Origin of the sequence: Streptomyces sp. NPDC049887 (assembly GCF_040656535.1) — a bacterium.
Lineage (GTDB): Bacteria > Actinomycetota > Actinomycetes > Streptomycetales > Streptomycetaceae > Streptomyces.
The window spans coordinates 50,337-68,467 of sequence record NZ_JBFAMM010000019.1; the positions used below are offsets into that span (position 1 = coordinate 50,337).

An 18,131-nucleotide genomic window follows, 5' to 3' on the forward strand; every position below is an offset into this window, starting at 1 on the left:
CCTCGTCCATGACGTAAGCTGGGCTGACAGCACGAAGCCCCTGGCAGATGGGTTCTCGGTCGAGAAAACCGTCTTTATCAGGGGCTTCACATGCTTGTCTGCACGTCAGGGATCGACGTGTCGAGTTCCGCTCTGCGTTTCCTGTCCGCACAGCTGCGTACCCATCGCCGCCAGCGTGGCACCCGCTGGCGACGGCTGACCACAGGCCGCCAGGCCGTGTTGGCCCTGGCCCACCTGCTGTGCGGGCACATCCATGCCCAACTTGCGGCCGGCTTCGGCGTAGGCATCACCACCGTCTACCGGTACATCGCCGAGGCCGTCGAGGTCCTGGCCGTGCTCGTCGCCACGAACCTGGCGAGTGCGGTCAATGCCGCATCCCGCAAGGCGTTCGTGATCCTGGCCGGAACACTGCTGGCGACCGACCGGATCGCCGCCGACCGCCCGTTCTATTCCGGGAAGCACAAGAAACACGGGATGAACGTGCAGGTCCTCTCCGATCCCTTCGGCCGCCTGCTGTGGGCGTCGCCCGATGTGTCCGACGCCGTCCACGGCACCATCGATGCTCCTACCGACGTCGGCCTTGTCTGCTGGGGCCGACTGGATGCCGTGTTCGATCAGTCACACAGGAGCCATGCTCGACCGATCAGCCTGCCCGGCGACAACCAGACGACGTCCGCGACCGAGTCCACCAGCCGGGCTTTCCAACGAGCACGGGGCGGTTTCACAGTCTGCCGACGCACTCGAAGACGAAACTGTCTGAGGAGTAGTAGTTGGGCAAGTGGGCCAGATAGGTGCCCTCGTGAGGCGGATTGCCGCTCGTCCAGTCCTCCGGGCCCAGCACGTGCCACGCGTAGGCACTGTCGTCAACCGGCGGCACGAACTCCAAGAGGTACGAGGATGCGTCTCCCGCAGGGGCGAATCTCCACCTCTGATCAGCCTCCCAGTCGTCCGTCAGGCTGTGGCAGTCCCACTGCATGAGCCTGACGCTGTCTCCACGGCCGGCCCCGTCCAGGCACTTGCCCGTGCCCATGTTGCGAAGTCGGTAGTCCTGACCGGCCGCCACACGCTCCCAGCGCTGGGTAGACGCACTACTGCAGCGCTGCAACTGCACCAGGGCCCCGTCGGTCATGCTGTTGCTCCTGATGCCCACGCACAGCCCAGACTTCTTGTTGACGAGCTGGAACCCAGCCGGCGACTCGGTGGATGGACTGGCCGTGGTGTACTGCGAGGGGCTGGTCTTCGGCGGGGTGCTCGACCTGGTGGTGCGTCGGGCCGGTTGCGAGGCCGTCGGGCGGAGAGCCGGCCTGCGGCCGGCCGTCGCGGTCGCGGTCGGGGTCGGGGTCGCCGTTGCGGTAGCTGTCGCGGTCGCGGTCGCGGTGACCGTTGTGGTGGCATGGGCGGCAGTGAACTGCGAGTGCCCACGCATGTCCTCGCCCCTGCCTGTCGGCATCGCAGTGGTGACGACCACCGTGACCGCCGCGCAAATCACCACCAGCATCGCTGCGACGCCCGCTGGTGAGGCGGAGAGGATGAAGCCCCCTCGGCGGGACCGGTGCGAATTCGTTCGTGGCGGGGTGGGGGCGCTGGGGACCGTCCCCGGTGGCAGTTCCCCTGCCGCCACGGTGGAACTCCTCACGGGCGGGCGGCCCACGGTCCACAGCAGCAGCGCGTCGGCGAGGACGGCATCCTGGCCGTCATGGACGGCCAGGAGTTCGGCCCGCGCACGCGAACAGTTCCCGCAGGTCTCCGTATGCCGCTCGAGTTCCTGGGTACGGCTGGGCACGCCTCGTCGCACGGTGTCGTCCATGACGGCGACGAGGTGACGACAGGCACGACTGGAAGCCTGAGCCGCGTAGGCCTGGAGGTACGCCTCGTACAAGTTGCGCCGGGCGGCTTCGGTCTCCGTGGGGGCGGTACTCGGCTCCGTCGATGACTCCCCCGGCTCAACGGAGTCCATCACGGTGCTCCACAGAGCCGCCTGCTGGAGTTCCGGTAGCGTCCAGAAGGCCCGCAGCATGGCGGAGTTCTCCTCCGCGGCTGTGGTGGCGCGCTCCTGGTGGACCTCGTCGGGCAGTCCGTCGAGCCATGCGGCGAAGCCTGGGGACAGATCCAGCCGCCGGCCGGAGGCGGCCCATGCGGTCGCGGCGTGGCGCACCGCGGCTATCAGGTACGGTCTCCACGCACGCCTGGGACCGCGGCCGGCGCGGACTGCCTCGAAGGCGCGGGCGAAGGCCTCGTCGGTGAGGTCCTCGGCCGCCTCCGGAGCGCCGCAGCACAGACGGGCATAGCGCAATACGACCATCCGGTGGCGGCGTACGAGTTCGATTTCCGCCGGCTCCCAACCGTCGTCGCCGACGCGTATGCGTCCGGTCAGTTCGGCATCCGAAACTCCGGCAACTGCTCGCTCCGGCACGTGGGTCCCCTTGCAATGGTGTGAATGCCAGGTGGTTCGCGGGCCGCCTGGTCGGAATGACTCGCCCGGTGAAACTGCAGCCGGTGTCGCACACTGACCAATGCGAAGCATTGCCACTGTGGCTGCCGACATCGTGTGGCGATGCCGCCAGCAGTTCCGCTTCTCGGCAGGTAAGGGGCGGGTCCTTCCGTCGCAGACCCCCGTGGGCACCAGATATTGGATCTCTCCGCTCTGCTGCGTCAAGCTGCGGCGGACCTGTTGCGAATATGGAATGGACGCCTGCCGGCGAACCTGACCTGGCTCACCCGACGCAGCCCATGAGCGCGCCTCGTCGCTGTCGGAGCTGACGGACTGTTCAAGGCCCCGTACCGCGTGAGCGAACCGAGCATCGGCCTGTGCCGGCCCTACCCCATGAGGCTGCCGCATCAATTTGCCGAGGTTCAGTGGACGTTCCATGACCGGTCACGCCGTTCGTCCATGGGGCACCATCCGAGGCCGGAGCAGACCCCCGGATCAGGTCGAACCCGTACACCACTTCCCCGGACAACCCCACGGGCAGGGTGGCGTCCAATCGCAGTGCGCGTCGCACCAGTTATGCCAAGACGTCGAGTCCCGCTTGTCCGCGCAGATGTTGTGGGCGACCCCGACGCGTGAGGTGCCCCACCGCGCCGACCAGCGCATTCGGGCGGTCCGCACGGCACAGCATTGGCACGACGGCCCATGAAGGATCCGCATGATCCCACGAACTCCGTACTGGAGGCCGCCCCATCTCGTCTACGGTGTGCCACCGACTGACGGAGGAATCGCTTGTCGGCTCCGTGGATGGACGAGAAGGACGTGTGAACGACCAAGCCACTACGGCGTACCAGGGCGGGGGTTCCGCGGGAGGTCTCCTATCGGGCCGGTGAAGGAGGTGTGCCGGGGCACCACGGGCAGTGCTGACCGCCGCGGAACGCTCAGCAGGAACAGAGGAGTGATGTGCATGCCCAGGAGCCGAGCAGCGAAGGGGTCTTCATCGGCGACCTCATCACGCATACGCCGGTTTTGGTCTCCCGTGAGGAAGATGTCTCCCGCCCGCACCCCCGCCCGCGCACGTGGCCGACGGCAGTCGATACGGGCTTCCTTGCTTCTCCTGGCCCTGGTCCCCTGCCTCGTACTTGCCGGCTTCTGGGGTGTGACGACCAGTCAGGTACTCGGAGAAGGGCTGGATCTCCGCAACGGTTCCAAGGCCGGCAGGCTACTGCAGTCGCCCGCCATCAAGATGTTCTACGGCCTTCAGCGTGAGCGTGCCCTGACCGCGGTCTGGCTGGCCGACCCCCAGGCGTCGCATGCGGCGCTGGACTCCCAACGCCCCTTGACAGACGCCGCCCTGGCCACCATGACCCGTATGGAAGAGGCGTTGAAGGAGGCGCCGCCACGGGCCCGCACCTCTTTCCAGCCTCTCGCGGACGCACTCCACCGGTTCCCGCTTCCGGCGTTGCGGACAGCGGTGGACACTCGGTCGGTCGAACCCGAGCAGGTCATTGACTCGTTCAGCCGGCTCATCGCCCTGGAGACGAAGGTGGTGGGAGAGGTGAGCGCCCAGGTGGACGACGGTGCCCTGGTGTCCGCAGCGACACCGCTCGGATTCCTGGTCAACGGCGCCGAGCAGATCGGGTTGCAGGACACCGTGCTTGCACCAGCTCTCGCCTCCGGCACGCTTACCGCCGACGCTCGTGCACGATTCATCATGGCTGCGGGTACCCGGCGCTTCCTTCTGGCGGGACTGTCGGCCCAGATCCCCGCCGAACGGCGATCGGCGCTCGCAGAAATCACCAGCAGCGCCGACTGGAGGACCATGGAGTCCATCGAGAACGAGGTGCTTCGGCAGACCTCCTCCAGTGGCTCCAGCGCTCGGAGAGTCGGTGCGTCCGTTCCCCTGCCGGCGTCGGGCGACCGGTGGGGCGCGGCACTTCACCAGGTGAGCATCGATCTTGAACGGTTCACCCAGGACCTGGCCCAAGACCTGCTGCGGCTCCAGAGGGCGCGGGGAAGTGACCTCATGCGAGACGCCCTGGCAGTCAGCGCCATAGGTCTCGCCGCGGTGGCTGTCGTGACCCTGCTGTCGTCGAGCGTCGCCCGGTCGCTCCTGCACAGGATGGCAGGCCTGAGGGTGTCCACGCTGGAGCTGGCAGAGGGCCGCCTTCCCACGCTGGTAGACCGGCTGAACCGTGACGAGCCGGTCGACCTCAGCGAGGAGGCCCCCGAACTCGACTACGGGAACGACGAGTTGGGCCAGGTGGTCAAGGCATTCAACGCCGCCCAGCGTACCGCCGTCCGCGGCGCCGTGGCCCTGTCCGACACTCGCCACGGCCTGGAGAAGGCGATTCTCGGCATCGCCCGGCGCACCCAGAACCTGGTGAACCGCCACATCGCCCTGCTGGACACGCTGGAGGCGGAGCACCGGGACCCCGAGGTGCTCACGAAGCTCTACCAGCTGGACTCACAGGCGTGCCAGATGCGCCGCTACCAGGAAAACCTGGCGATCATGGCCGGTGCACAACCCGGACGCCGCTTCACCGAACCGGTCCGTGTCGTCGATGTGCTCCGAAGCGCGGTCAGCGACGTCGCCGACTACCACCGCGTGTCCGTACATGCCGATGATGCGCTCGGGCTTGAGGGACACGCCGTCGCCGACGTCATCCACCTACTGACCGAACTCGTCGACAACGCCACGAGTTTCTCCCCCCCGCTCTTCCTCGTGTCGATCAGCGTCGAGCGGGTCAGCAAGGGGATCGTGATCGAGATCGAGGATCGCGGCTTCGGCATGAGCGACGACGACTACGCAGAGGCGACCGAGAAACTGGCGGAGCCGCAGCCCTTCAACGTCTTCTCGCTGGCCGACGACGCTCGGCTCGGCCTCTTCGTGGTCGCCAGACTCGCGGCCAAGCACCGGATAAGGATCACACTGCGGGCCTCGCCGTTCGGCGGGACCACGGCGCTGGTCCTCGTCCCGGCCCGGCTGGTAGTCGATGCGCCGGAACCCGAGGACGCTCGCGGCAGCGCTCGGAAGGCGCCCGTGACCGAACCGCCCGACCCCCGCATCGACCATCCCGAGGCCGCGGCGGACGTCAGCGAGTCGGCCCGGCTGTCTTCGTGCCCGCCGTACGCGCGTCCGGACACGGCACCACTCACTCAGCCGAACCACCGCACGGACAGCCTGCCCCCGCAGCTGCCTCGACGCGTTCCGCAGGCGAGCCCGCACATGCGGCTCGGCAGCGGCGGGGCTCACGTCTCGCGGCCGGAGGGGCGTCCGGAGTCGCCCCCTGCCCCGGAGACTCTGGCCACGACCATGTCCGCGTTCCAGCGCGGAACGGAACACGCACGCGACTTCGGCGGCCCCGACCCACGGCCCGCGACTGACCCGACGAAGGGCCCCTGATGCAATCTCGTCCTGAACAGCCCCCGGTGAACGACAGCCGGCTCAGCCTTCTGCTGACCAGTCTCGTCGACCGCGTCGCAGACCTGCGGCACGCCATAGTCCTGTCCGAGGACGGACTGGTGATCAGCAGGTCGACCTCGCTCGACCGTACCGGCTCGGAACGCCTCGCGGCCACAGCCTCCGCCCTGATGAGCCTGGGCAGTGCGATCTGCGCCGATGCCGGCGGCGGCGGCGTGCTCCAGGTACTGATCGAGATGCGGGACGGGTTCCTCGTTCTCACATCGGCCGGACGAGGTACGCACCTGGCTGTCCTGGCCGCTTCCAAGGCGGACATCGGCGTCGTCGCCTTCGAGATGAACATGCTCGTGAAAAAGATCGGCGCTCATCTCGGCGCGGCGCCGCGCATCGAGCCGGCCTCCTGACCCGCGCTCCGCGACCTGCTCCCGACCATGAGCCGGCACAGTGCCCAGCCCGGAGACGCGACAGCCCACACCAGCGGTCGCCTGGTACGTCCCTTCACCCTCATCGGCGGACGAACCCGTCCAAAACTGGATGTTTTCTCTCTTATCACCCTCATCACCGCGACCAAGGTCCCAGAAGCCCGCCAGGTTCGCGCGCTCTCCCCTGAACACCGTCAGATCCTCCGGCTGTGCGCGGAGCCGAGGGCGGTGGCGGAGGTTGCCGCTCACCTCGACCTGCCTGTGTCAGTGATCGCCATCATGCTGTCAGACCTTTTGGACGAAAGCCTGATCACCGCTCACCCGCCCGTCAGCATGCCGCGGAGCGCCGGGATCGACCTCCTGCGCAGACTGCGGGACGGGCTCGCCCGACTGTGATGGGGTCACCACAGCAGCCGAGGGCCCCGGCAGAGGCACAGCCGCCGGGTGCGACGGTCACCGCCGTACACGCCCAAGCATCGCCACTGTCTGTGAGCGTATGACGAGGCTCTGCTCACGGACAGTACCTGCAGGGTGCCGGTCGAACGTGCACCGCACCCGTCATAGAGACAACGCAGACGTGAGCTCGCCGTCAGGGGCCAGGCCCGCCGGACCATGCGCCGGCCCCGAGTGACCGGGCCCGGGGCCCGAGGGACGCGCCCCCGGGACGGGGTAGCGGACTGATCGACTCGCCGTCTGCACCGACGGACGACACCGCCCCGTTGGGACCGGGGCCTCGACGAGGGCAGGGAAGTCAGGGACCGCAAGCGGTTCACCGTCACCGATGCCCTCGGCCTGCTCCTGGCCGCCCAGCCGTCGCCGTCGAATCCAGGACCGTGGTTGGGGCAGGTGCCCGCTGCTGCGAACCCGCCCCGCCATCCACCGCCGCCTCGCCCGCGACCACGAACAGCGGTCCGCACACTCCGGGACGTTGTCCGCTGGACGGCAATGGGCCGCCGACTCACGCGCGTCCGGCCGTAACCCGCCCGGGCTCCGCCCCGACGACTCTCACGCCCCATCGAACCCCGCCTCATCATGAAAGGGGTTCAATCAAACGAGTTCCACAGAGTCCTGAAATGGACGCGACGGTGTCAAGTATCGGTGTCATTGCTTTCGTCGCCGCCGGGAGGAAGCGCTTCGCCGGCGCCAGGTCACCGTTTACCCTCCGGCTTGGAAAATCCCCCGCCAAGCCGGCAACAGCCATGACGATTTGGCATGTCCCGCAGGATTCCTGCTCCCGCGGGCGTGGGCGGGATAATCTTGACCGCAGTCCGTCGGTACGCCCGTCTGGCCAACTCCCCAAGGGGCGTCGGACGGCTGAGCCGCCCGGCGCTCCTCCGGGCGGCTCTCCCTCCGTCGGTGCATGCCGTTCCGGGGATCGGATTTCCTTTTGCGCTTCGTGGGGGGATGCAGGTGTGAATGACGCCAGGTGCCTCCTGCACCGAATGGTGTTCATCCCGTTCCTGGAAGACCGAGAATCCGCAGCCACTGCCGCGCCTCCCTCAGTCGACACGGATGACGCGGATCGGCCCAATCACGGACGCCGACATGTAGGTAGTGCTTGTAGGTAACGGAACAGGTGGATTCGCCGTGTCGACGCGCCCGCGCCTCGTCCATCCTGAGGCGCACGGGCCGGGCCCCGACACGCCGGTCCCGCCCCGTCTCCCCCTTGAATGTTCGTCGCCCTGCCCAGGGCTGTTGCGGAGTGCCTGGATGACGCTGAACCTCAATCAGTTGGTGATCTTCACCCAGGTCATCGACTGCGGTGGCTTCTCGGCAGCCGCTCAACGGCTCTTCATGAGCCAATCGACGGTTTCCAAGCAGATTAAGAAGCTGGAGACCTCACTCCACACGACGCTCGTGGATCGGTCGGGCCCCACGGCCCGGGCGACGCCGGCGGGTGAGGTCCTGCTCGGGCAGGCGCGCGAGATCCTGGCGATGGCCGAACGGGCGGTTGGTGCCGTGCGGCAGGTATCCGGCTTGCAGCAGTCCCGGCTCGTCGTCGGGGGGACCCCCTCGTTCGGCACGTACATGCTGCCGCCTCTGGTGCAACAGTTTCAGCGACGCTTTCCCACACTGGGCTGCACACTCGTCGTGAGCAACTCCGGCGACCTGGCGGGAAGACTCATGGCGGGAGAGGTGGGCATCGGAGTGTCCAGCGGGTCCCTGCCAGACGGCGAATTCGTCACGGAGGACCTGGCGCCGGACCCGCTGGTGGTGGTGGGGTGGGCGGATCATCCACTGAGCGGACGTAGGCTCAATGCTGCGGATCTGGCATCAGAGACCTTCTTGCTGCGCGAACCGGGCTCCGGTACCCATGCGCACACACAGGAGTCGCTGCGGCAGTGGGGCCTCGGATCGGTTCGGCGCATCGAGATATGGGGCGCTGAAACGATCAAGCAGGCGGTCCGAATTGGGCTCGGCGTATCCCTGATGTCACGCTATGCGGTGGCTCAGGAACTGCGAGAAGGACGACTGTCGGTCCTGGATGTGCGCCCCGTGCCCCAGGCACGGCGTGTGGTCCTCACCTACTGCCACGACCGGTCGCTCACCGCAGCTGAACTCCTCATGCTCATGCTCTTGCGCGCATCGCGCTGGTGAGGGTCGGCAATCGATCCGGCCGGGGCTCGGTCAGGGCCCCTGCCGGTCCGACGCGGGTGGCGCGCGCTCCGTCCGCGCATGCTGAGGGCTTCAGCCGTTGAGCGGGGGCCGTCGGTCGGCGGAGGACGACCGACGCCCCGACGCGGACGCGCGGGGTGACGGGACTTCCATGATCCGGCCTCCGGCCTGGGTGATGCGCTGGGCGATCGACTGCGCCTCGGCGGAATCGAGGGCGAACACCCACGGGCCCGGCACCAGCACCAGGCGGTGCTGGCCCTGGGTGATGTTCTCGATCATGTGCTCCAGCTCCGGTCGGGTCTCGCGCGCGCGGCGCCCGTTGTCGAAGTAGACCGTGGGCGAGAGCGCGCCCAGCCGGTCGGCGTGGCGCAGGAGCGCGTGTCGCAGGGTCATCATCTGCCATCGGTCATGGGGGTAGCAGCGCAGGTATATGGCAGGTCGCAGCTGCTGGGCGTCCTGCTCGGCCGTGATGCGGCGGGGGGAAAGGTGATCGGAGTGCATCCACTGGAACATGGCGGTCGAATGTCGCTTCCGTGACGAGGTCGGCGTCATGCCAGCGTCGCGCTCGACCACACCGCCCCGGAACGCGCAAACCGCGCATATAGCTACCTACACCTGCGCACGTTGCGAGGGACGAGACGCGGATCACTCGCGGAGGGTGTCCCGTCGTGAACGCCACGTCACCGACAGCCGCGCACACGAGGCCGGCGCGACTGCCGCAGACATCGGCCGCTCGGGACCGCAGCGGAGCCGAAACGGTGCGCAACACCGCGCCGACCGATGCGGTTGATCCGGGCACGAAGTCGGTGGATCCGAGTGGGATCCGTAGCGTCACAGACGATCTACCTGAATGTCGTTGCACATCCGCGCGGCCGAGGAGGCGCGGTCAGGCGTCCTTTCGCTCCGCCGCCCAAGCCGCGATCTGCGCGCGGGAGGTGAACCCCAGCTTGCTCAGGATGTGCACGACGTGACCGTCGGCAGTCCTCGGGGAGATCACCAGCCGGGCCGCGATCTGCTTGTTCGACAGCCCCTGAGCCACCAGTTGCGCGACCTGGTGCTCACGGACGGTCAGCGGACCGCTGCCCCTGCCCTTCCGCGGAGCGTTGCCCCCATTGACCGCTGCCTCGGGCTCCCGAGCGGCGTCGGCCCCTCCGAGGGCATAGGCGAAGCCGGCCCCCGTGGCGAACTGACCGCCCCGTGCCACGGCCGACCGGAAGGCGGCCTCGCCCAGCTCCTGACGGGTTCGGGTCTCGAGTTGCTCGTACCCGAAGACGGCGAAGCTCGCCTCCAACCCCACCAAGCGCCAGAACCGTCGACAGATGCCCAGGATGACCGCACCCCGCTGCGGTGAACCTGAGTCGAGTGCCGCCTCAGCGATCAACATCAACGCCAGGCTCATGGCCAGGGCATCGTCAAGGGCCCGTGCGAGTACCAGTGCCTCGCAGCACAGCCGTTGCTTCTCGGCCGCGTCGACGGGGCCCGGTCGGGTCAGCACCTTCCCGAGCAGTGCCCGGGAACGGATCCAGTCGGCTCGGTACTCCTCCGCGCAACGGCTCAGCTCCACCGCGAGAGGCGCGGCCTGCTCACGCTCGCCCAGCAGCGCACGGGCGCAGACGGCAACGGACAGGGCGTGGCTGCGCTCGGGATGGCGCGCGTACGCCGGGCAGGCCAGAGCTCGGTCCGCCCGCGCGGCGGCCTCGCGAAGCAGCCCCTGGCCCATTGCGGCCACAGCATCGGCGCAGTCCGCAGCCGCGCCGAGGAACGGATCGCAGTGGTGCCGTTCGAGCGCCCGGCACTCGGACACGGCGACCGTGGCCACCTCGCTGTCGGCCTGCACCGCCGCGAGGACCGCAAACACCCGAAGGGCTCTGGCACGGACGAGAGGTGGAGCCGTCTCGTCGGCCAGGAAGCGCCCCAGCCACAGCCGACCCTCCGTCAGATGTCCGCAGCAGAACCAGTAGAAGTGCAGTGACGTGGCCAGCACGAGCCCGGCCTGCTGCTCACCAGGTGTGTCAAGGCAAAATCGCAGTGCAGCGCGTACATCGTCGTGCACGCCACGCATCCGCTCCGACCATTGGAGTTGTCCCGGACCCCACCAGGAGTTCACCATCTCCTCCGCCAGGCTCAGGAACCAGTCCCGGTGCCGCTGGGCCAGTTCCTGCGACTCCCCGCTCTCCGCAAGCCGCTCCGTGCCGTACTGGGCGAGCGTCGCCAGCATCCGGTAACGCGCCTGCCCGCGGTGTTCCTCCCGGACCAGGACCGACTTGTCCACAAGCCCGGTCACCGCGTCGAGGACCGCGTCGACCGGCAACCCGTCTCCGCCGCACACGTGCTGGGCCGCCTCCAGCTCGAAGCTGCTCGCGAACACGGAGGCCCTGGCCCACAGCACGCGTTCGGAGGGGGAGCACAGCTCGTAGCTCCAGTCCATGGCCGCGTTCAGTGTCCGGTGACGTTCAGGTGCCTGTCTGTCCACCGTGTCCAGTAGCCCGATGCGGCTTTCCAGTTGCTTCAGAATCTGACCGGGTGCCAGGACGCGGGTCCGTACCGCCGCGAGCTCGATGGCCAGCGGCAGCCCATCGAGGCGGTGGCACAGCCGTGCAACTTCAGCACAGTTGTCGTCCGTCAGCTCGAATCCCGCCACGGCACCGGCTCGTTCTGCGAAAAGCGCCACCGCCGGGAATTCCGCCCTGATGGCCGCCGCGGACATGCGATCCGGCGTGCATGGGCCGGGAACCGGCAGCGCCCCGACCACACTCACGTATTCCCCGGCCACCCCGAGCAGCTGACGGCTGGTCGCCAGGAAGTGCACCTGTGCACCCGCGCGAAGTACGGCGTCGACGAGGGTCGCGCACGCCTCGACCACGTGCTCACAGTTGTCCAGGATCACCAGGGTTTGACAGTCCGCCAACAGAGCTGTCACGACCGCAAGGGGATCGCCGCGATAGTGGGCAGCGTCGAAGCCCAGGGCTTCGGCCACCGAGTAGGCCACCAGCGTGCCTTCCGAGACGGGGGCCAGTTCCACGAAGGCCACTCCGTCCGTGAACGCTCTGCGTACCCGCCGTGCAACCCTCAGTGCCAGCCGCGTCTTACCCACTCCGCCGGGCCCCGTGAGGGTGACGAGACGAGCCGTGGACAGCAGTGCCTTGACTTCCTCGGTCTCGCGACGACGGCCGACGAAGCTCGTCAGTTCTGGGGGCAGACCGCTCACTTGCGGTCCGGCCCCGTGGACACCGTCCACGTTCTCAACCGTAGGCACCCGTCGGCCGGACAGCAACGCCACCACCATCGAGGCGCCACGTCGGCGTCGGCCGCCCGGATCGGCGCAGCCCCGGCCTCCCCGACCAAGCGTCCCCGAGAGGGCAGGACGCGCTCGCGTCCGGCCGGTGCGGCTGGACGGGCAGGTCAAGGCCGCACTCGATCTCGGCAGTGGGCGACCCCTCGCCGGCCCACCACTCAACGAAGTTCCAACGCTTGACGGGGACTGGTCGTCGGCGCAGCATCCTGGCACCGGTGCTCGGCATGTCTGCCCGCGCGTACCGGGCAGGCGTGCTTGGTCAGGCGTGCGGTGCCGATCATGTCGGAGAACCGGCCACCCAGCAGGCCCGGGCCCGATGACGCCGGCCAATGCATCGGTGCGCTGTGCGACAGCGCGCTCTCGCAGACCAGGTGGCACATGACTCGGCGCAGCATGACGCGGGGATGCCCTGTATCGTCTGCGAGGTCAGCGCTGGCGTGCTCAGGGCAGCGCCGACGGGTGTCCGGGGGCGCCGACGCCGATCGCATACCAGGGCTCGCTGCGCTGAAGCCGGTCAGGATGTGCGCCCGGCCCACCAGGCGATGCCCGTACATCGGTGGCGAGGGCCCGGCTTGCCTCTGTCGGGACGGCTCGGGAGTTCCCCGGTGCGGGGACCGTGGCCTTCCGGGCCGAGCCGGACGCGGCGGTCTCCGTAGGCGCCGTCGGTCACGACCAGGACATCGACGCCCCGGGACCGGAGCTCGTGGATCATGCCCAGGACAGGTTTCCCACCTCCTCAGGAAGCCCGCGTCATCGTTGACCAGCGCGGTCGGTCCGGTCACCGGAGCCACCTTCCATTCGAGGCGGGCCCGCACATGCCCCGGATCCCACGGGCCGGCGCCCTGGTGGGCGAGACAAGGCCACGATGGGAACACCTTGGCGCTCGCAGATGCGGATGAAGCGGCGGGTGCGAGCCGCGGTCAGGGCGTGGGTGCGGCCCGGCAAGGCGGAGGGGCAGCCACGGCAGCCGGCCGCCGGTATCGGTGACGACCTGCACGTTCACGCCGTGGCGCCGGTGTTCGTGGGAACAGTCGACCCGGCCGTCGCCGACCCGGTCGCACTCGGCGCGGGTGCCGTCGAGCAGGCTCAGTGAGAGGACCGCCTCGTCGACGTCCGGCCGCCCGGACCGGCTCCGCGACGTCTCCGGATCCCCCCAGGCCGGCGGCGGACGATCTGCCCCTTGCCTCCTGCCGCGAATCCCAGAACGAGACCGCATCCGCCCTGAACTCCGGCGGACGCTTCATGACCACAAGACATCCATTCTCCCGGCCTCAAGATCCGAGTGACTCGGGTGCCCACGATCCTGGACCAAGCCCCAGATACCTATCTCGGGCCCCGGGCCCCGGAACACGTAATCCTACGCTCCCCTCCATGGCCTCCCCGCGGCATGCTCTCCCCTCAGCTCCACGGCTGCACGGGCCGCTCAGGCACCACATGACGTGATCTGGAATTCGTGTCCGCCCTCGCCATGCGGCCCGTGATCCGACGGTCATCGGGAACTGATGGAGCAACGTCCGAGGGCCCAGTCTCCGAGCCCTCAAAGCGAGACGCCAGAGGCGTCACGGAAAGGAAGGAGGGCTGATGCGGACGGATACCGCCTGGCCGCGCACGCCCCGCTCACGACACCACGGGGCGCGGAGGGGCCTGGAGATACTACTGATGGTGATTGTCCTGATCGCCACCGGCTTCACAGTCGGGACGCAACCGGTCTCGGCATTGGCTTACTGGGCTCAGGGCCCTGTGGCCAACAGCTGCAACCTCCTCGGCAAGGACCTTCTCCAGAACTGCGTATTCACCACAGCAAAGTCCCGGGGTGACGGTCCCCGCGTCATCGACATCCCGAAAGGCAGGACCGACGCCGGCCGGTGGGTAGGGGCCTACAAGTACCACGGTGCAAGCAATCAGATGTTCTCATTGGACGCGCACGGTGACGGCAGCTTCCAGTTCAAGACGAGCGCCAACCTCTGCTTGGAGCCGGGCAAGTGGGACACCACATGGAGAATCGACGTCGTGCAGCAGCAGCGCTGCAGTGGCTCCCAGAAGAAGCAGTACTGGTATCTACAGCCACGCGGTGAGGCAGACGGGGAGAAAGTGTTCCTCATCCGAAACGTGGAGAGCGACAAGTGCCTGGATGTCGCGAAGAGCTGGCTCGTGGGTCACTTCGACTACCTGAACATGTATGACTGCCACGGCCATGACAACCAACTCTGGGCAGTGAGCAAGAGCTACTTTCAGGATCCTGACGCCACACCAGGAACCCGCATCCACACCAACCGAGTCCTCGAGAGGTGGGCGGCCAAGTACGCGTTGACCAAGTGCGATGCCAGCATTGCCGATCGCTCAGCCTACCCGTACTGCCGCTACGAGCAGTCGCAGGTCGCGGTGACCGGAAATGCCGAGGGGGTCGCAGAGTGCGTGTACGCCCAGCACACCGAAGCGGCGATCCCGGCGAAGGAGTACGACTACACGGTGAGCACCAGCAAATCGACACTCACGAATGACTCCATCGCCTTCGGTTCAAAGCTCACCACGACGGTCAAGATCGGCGGCCAGCAGAGCTTTTACCACGCGGAAGTAGCACTCGAAGTGTCCACTCTGCTCACTCGCTCTGTACAACACGGCACCGTCGAGAGCAAGGGAATCACGTACCACCCGGTGGTACCCGCCGCACCTGCGCATTCCACGACCTGGGTGAAGGTCTTCCCCGTCAGTAAGACCTACACAGGTCGGTTCACCTTCGCCAAAGGCAGTTGGGATGAATGGACCTACGACGCCCCCGCCGAGATTACCGTCGTCTACCCCGCCGGGGCAGGACACACCTATATGGTCGACTCCGGCGTCACTCCGGACAGGTTCGAGCACGGACGATGGGTTCCACAACCCGCCTGCGTCAGCAGTGGGCCGACCGAGACCATGAGTAGCACGTAGTACTCCATCAGGTGTGTATGACCTGGCACCAAGCCGGGGCAGCTGGGTGGAAGGTGGTCAGGGGCGGTCTCTTCGGGGCCGCCCCTCGATCGTTGACAGCGCCGCCGGCGGCAAGCGCCAGCGACCGCCGCCGCTCCATGCGCCGCGAACTCCTCGCCGAGTCCCGCCCCCACCCGACCGGGCCGGAAGCCGGCAACACCGCCCTGCCCACCCAACTCACCGCACAGAGCCAGACGAGAACACCGGAGTGGCCGTCGATACACCACTCCAGCAGACGCGACCCGGGCAGAGCCCGAGTCCCTCGTCGCGCCAGGCCGCGTTCACATGTCTCTCATGTCGCACCATGTTGATCGGTGCCGTCCTCCACCAGGGACCGGACTTCCTGCGTCGTCGACGACCGCACGCGCCTGCAGACCATCCTGGCCGCCCCGCCTGGCTGCCGAGCACCGGCAGTGGTGGTCAACTGCCGCCAACTCCTGCTCCGTTCGAGCCACAAGCAGTACTACGCTGCCATACGGGTACCCCGACGTCGGGGCTGCCCTGCAGACGAGCCGCAGGTGCGGCGGATCCAGGAAGTTGCACGTATGGAACGAGGACTCGGCGGCAATCTCCCCGCGGAGGCGACGAGCTTCGTCGGCAGACGCCGCGAGATCGAGCTGGCCCGCACCCTGCTGTCCAAAACCCGCCTTCTGACCCTCACCGGACCGGGAGGCATTGGAAAGACACGCCTCGCCCTGCGCGTTGCCGACCAGGTCCGGCGCTGCTTCCCGGACGGCGTGTGGTTTGCCGATCTGGCGACCACGGAGGACCAGGAGGCTCTTGCCCACACCGTGCTCGCGGCGTTCGACTGGGAGAACGTGCTGGGACGCCCGCCGTTTGCCGCACTGACGGACCGGTTGCGCGGCCAGCGGACCCTGATCGTGCTCGACAACTGCGAGCACCTGCTGCTCCCCTGCGCGTCGATGACCCGGAAGTTGCTGGAAGCCGCGCCCGGTCTGCAGATCATCGCAACCAGCCGGCAGGCGCTGGGACTCAGCGCGGAACGCGTACTGACCGTACCGTCTCTCGCCGCTCCCGAGCCAGGGCACACCGGACCGGGATCGAGGCCCAACGAAGCGCTGCAGCTGTTCGCAGAAAGGGCCGCGGCCGTGCTGGGGGAGTTCACACCCTCGCCCGCCGAGTCTACAGCGGCCTTGATGATTTGCCACAGGCTCGACGGCATCCCCCTGGCCCTCGAGATGGCTGCCGCACGCCTGCGAGTGCTCAGTTGCGAACAGATCCTGCAACGCCTGGACGACCGGTTCGGATTGCTGAAGGGGGGGTGCCGGGGTGGACTGCCCCGCCAGCAGACGTTGCGGGCCGCACTGGACTGGAGCTTTGATCTGTGCACCGACAAGGAACAGATGCTCTGGGCGCGCCTGTCCGTCTTCACCGGAAGTTTCGATCTCGATGCCGTTGAAGCGGTGTGCGCGTTCGGCGGCCTGGGCAGGGACGAGATCCTTGACTTGGTGGCCGGGCTCACCGAGAAGTCCGTGCTGGGCCGGTACGAGAACCCGCACCGGGCGCGCTACCGCATGCTCGACACCCTCCGGCACTACGGTCGCCTGCGGATGAGGGCGACGCAGGAGGAGCACGCCCTCCGTCGCCGGCACCGCGACCACTACCGGGCCATGGCTCTCCGCGCCAATGACGAGTGGTTCACTCCCAACCAGTCCGCATGGGCCTCGCGCCTGTTCTCGGAGCGGCCGAACCTCCGCACCGCCATGAAGTTCTGCCTCGAGGAACAGGGTGAGGCGTCGGCCGGACTGGAGATGGCCGCGGCCCTGTGGAGCCATCGCCTCGGCACCGGACACCTGACGGAGGAGCGCCGCTGGCTTTCGCGGACGCTCGCCTCGGCGACCGAGTTCACCACAGCCAGGGCCAAAGCAGTGTGGGCGGACGCCTGGCTCGCCCTCCTGTGTGGGGACAGCTCCGCCACCAGCATCCGGGTGGACGAGTGCCACGCCCTCGCCGCCTTCCTGAACGACCCTCTGGTATCCGCCCATGCCGACCAGCTCGCAGGTCTGGCCGCGCTTTTCCAGGACGACTTCGCACACGCCCGGAATCGCCTGGAAAGCGCCCTCGACCAGTACCGCGCCTGCGGGAACCTGGGAGACGTCTGGATCACTCTCTTCCTGCTCAGCCTCGTATGCTGCCTGCTCAAGGCCCCCCGCGCCGCCACCATGGCACGAGAGTGCCTGGCTCTGTGCGAGGACCACGACGCCCAGTGGTGCCGCCCCTACGCTCTGTGGACCCTTGGGCTCCATCACTGGTTGCACGGCGAGACCCACGAAACGGTCCGGCTGCTACGGGAGGGCCTGCGTGCCAGCAGCCCCGCCCACAATCGTCTTGCCATGGCCCAATGCCTGGAAGTCCTCGCCTGGGCCAGAGCCCACGACGGTCATCATGCCGAAGCAGCCGAACTCCTCGGCGCCGTCCAGAACATCTGGGAAACCGTGGGAGCCGTCCTTCCCGGAGTCGGGCATCTGCTGCATCATCGCACCGCCACCGAGGCACTACTCACCAAGAACCTGGGAGCCACCCGGTTCTCCGCCATCCTGCGCGCAGGCGCCGAGTTGAGCCTCGAAGAATCCCTGGCCAAAGCCCTGGGCAGTACCCCGGAACGAGGAGGCGGCCCGACCCGGGAGGCGGGTGCCGACCTGCTGCTCACCCCCCGTGAACAGCAGGTCGCGGCGCTGCTTGCCCAGGGCCTGACCGACAAGCAGATCGCCGCCCAGCTGGTCGTGTCTCTGCGTACCGCTCAGGGGCACGTCCAGCGCATACTCCGCAAGTTGGGCTTCACTTCCCGCGCTCAGGTGGCTGCATGGGCGTGGAACAGCGGGACGAAATCCTGAAAAGGGAAGATCTGCATGTCAATCCCCCTCGGGCCCGCACTCGCTGTGTAGCAGCCTGGCGTTGTCGGTCGGTGATCCAGGCAGCGAACGTGAGGCGGGCCTCGGTTCGGATGCGGTAGGCCGG

At 67.9% G+C, this 18,131-nt stretch carries 9 protein-coding genes and 2 pseudogenes; 7 read left to right on the forward strand and 4 right to left on the reverse strand.

All coding sequences use genetic code 11. The features are described from left to right. Nucleotides 1-90: 90 nt before the first annotated feature. A pseudogene (locus AB0J10_RS22490) lies at nucleotides 91-528 on the forward strand (transposase family protein); the annotation flags it as partial. Nucleotides 529-721: 193 nt separating this feature from the next. Here the strand turns inward: AB0J10_RS22490 and AB0J10_RS22495 are convergent. Continuing rightward, nucleotides 722-2,413: an RICIN domain-containing protein gene (locus AB0J10_RS22495; RefSeq protein ID WP_363064241.1), complete on the reverse strand. Its 1,692-nt coding sequence runs from the start codon at nucleotides 2,411-2,413 to the stop codon at nucleotides 722-724. 1,123 nt (nucleotides 2,414-3,536) lie between these two features. Here AB0J10_RS22495 and AB0J10_RS22500 point away from each other — a divergent pair. The 4 genes from AB0J10_RS22500 to AB0J10_RS22515 all read left to right on the forward strand — a co-directional run bounded on the left by AB0J10_RS22500 (nucleotide 3,537) and on the right by AB0J10_RS22515 (nucleotide 8,872). Then, nucleotides 3,537-5,834 (forward strand): nitrate- and nitrite sensing domain-containing protein, encoded by a 2,298-nt coding sequence (locus AB0J10_RS22500; RefSeq protein WP_363064243.1) that lies wholly within the window; start codon nucleotides 3,537-3,539, stop codon nucleotides 5,832-5,834. Further along, nucleotides 5,834-6,256: a roadblock/LC7 domain-containing protein gene (locus tag AB0J10_RS22505; protein ID WP_363064245.1), complete on the forward strand. Its 423-nt coding sequence runs from the start codon at nucleotides 5,834-5,836 to the stop codon at nucleotides 6,254-6,256. Before AB0J10_RS22500 ends, AB0J10_RS22505 begins: the two co-directional genes overlap by 1 nt. 27 nt (nucleotides 6,257-6,283) lie before the next feature. Then, entirely contained in the window at nucleotides 6,284-6,670 is a 387-nt protein-coding gene (locus tag AB0J10_RS22510) for a DUF742 domain-containing protein (RefSeq protein ID WP_363064247.1), read from the forward strand. A 1,314-nt stretch (nucleotides 6,671-7,984) separates the two neighbouring features. Next, the gene (locus tag AB0J10_RS22515; RefSeq protein ID WP_363064249.1) at nucleotides 7,985-8,872 is read left to right on the forward strand and encodes a LysR family transcriptional regulator; all 888 of its coding nucleotides are present in this window, start codon (nucleotides 7,985-7,987) and stop codon (nucleotides 8,870-8,872) included. 90 nt (nucleotides 8,873-8,962) lie between these two features. Here the strand turns inward: AB0J10_RS22515 and AB0J10_RS22520 are convergent, their stop codons facing one another. The 3 genes and pseudogenes from AB0J10_RS22520 to AB0J10_RS22530 all read right to left on the reverse strand — a co-directional run. Beyond that, entirely contained in the window at nucleotides 8,963-9,391 is a 429-nt protein-coding gene (locus AB0J10_RS22520) for a hypothetical protein (protein WP_363064251.1), read from the reverse strand. A 385-nt stretch (nucleotides 9,392-9,776) separates the two neighbouring features. After that, on the reverse strand, nucleotides 9,777-12,128 hold the full coding sequence (locus AB0J10_RS22525; protein ID WP_363064253.1) for a LuxR C-terminal-related transcriptional regulator: 2,352 nt from the start codon (nucleotides 12,126-12,128) through the stop codon (nucleotides 9,777-9,779). A gap of 884 nt (nucleotides 12,129-13,012) precedes the next feature. Then, nucleotides 13,013-13,269, reverse strand: a pseudogene (locus tag AB0J10_RS22530) (IS5/IS1182 family transposase); the annotation flags it as partial. A gap of 575 nt (nucleotides 13,270-13,844) precedes the next feature. Between AB0J10_RS22530 and AB0J10_RS22535 the strand changes: the two are divergent. Together AB0J10_RS22535 and AB0J10_RS22540 are read left to right on the forward strand one after the other, a co-directional pair. After that, on the forward strand, nucleotides 13,845-15,113 hold the full coding sequence (locus tag AB0J10_RS22535) for a ricin-type beta-trefoil lectin domain protein (RefSeq protein ID WP_363064255.1): 1,269 nt from the start codon (nucleotides 13,845-13,847) through the stop codon (nucleotides 15,111-15,113). Between the two features lie 584 nt (nucleotides 15,114-15,697). Then, nucleotides 15,698-18,007: a LuxR C-terminal-related transcriptional regulator gene (locus tag AB0J10_RS22540; protein WP_363064257.1), complete on the forward strand. Its 2,310-nt coding sequence runs from the start codon at nucleotides 15,698-15,700 to the stop codon at nucleotides 18,005-18,007. The last annotated feature ends 124 nt before the right edge of the window (nucleotides 18,008-18,131 follow it).

Excerpts from the sequence above, each read along its gene's own strand:
- AB0J10_RS22505 (WP_363064245.1), top strand. The coding sequence starts at position 5,834 with ATGCAATCTCGTCCTGAACAGCCCCCGGTGAACGACAGCCGGCTCAGC.
- AB0J10_RS22510 (WP_363064247.1), top strand. The coding sequence starts at position 6,284 with ATGAGCCGGCACAGTGCCCAGCCCGGAGACGCGACAGCCCACACCAGC.
- AB0J10_RS22515 (WP_363064249.1), top strand. The coding sequence starts at position 7,985 with ATGACGCTGAACCTCAATCAGTTGGTGATCTTCACCCAGGTCATCGAC.
- AB0J10_RS22520 (WP_363064251.1), bottom strand. The coding sequence starts at position 9,391 with ATGCACTCCGATCACCTTTCCCCCCGCCGCATCACGGCCGAGCAGGAC.
- AB0J10_RS22535 (WP_363064255.1), top strand. The coding sequence starts at position 13,845 with ATGGTGATTGTCCTGATCGCCACCGGCTTCACAGTCGGGACGCAACCG.
- AB0J10_RS22540 (WP_363064257.1), top strand. The coding sequence starts at position 15,698 with ATGGAACGAGGACTCGGCGGCAATCTCCCCGCGGAGGCGACGAGCTTC.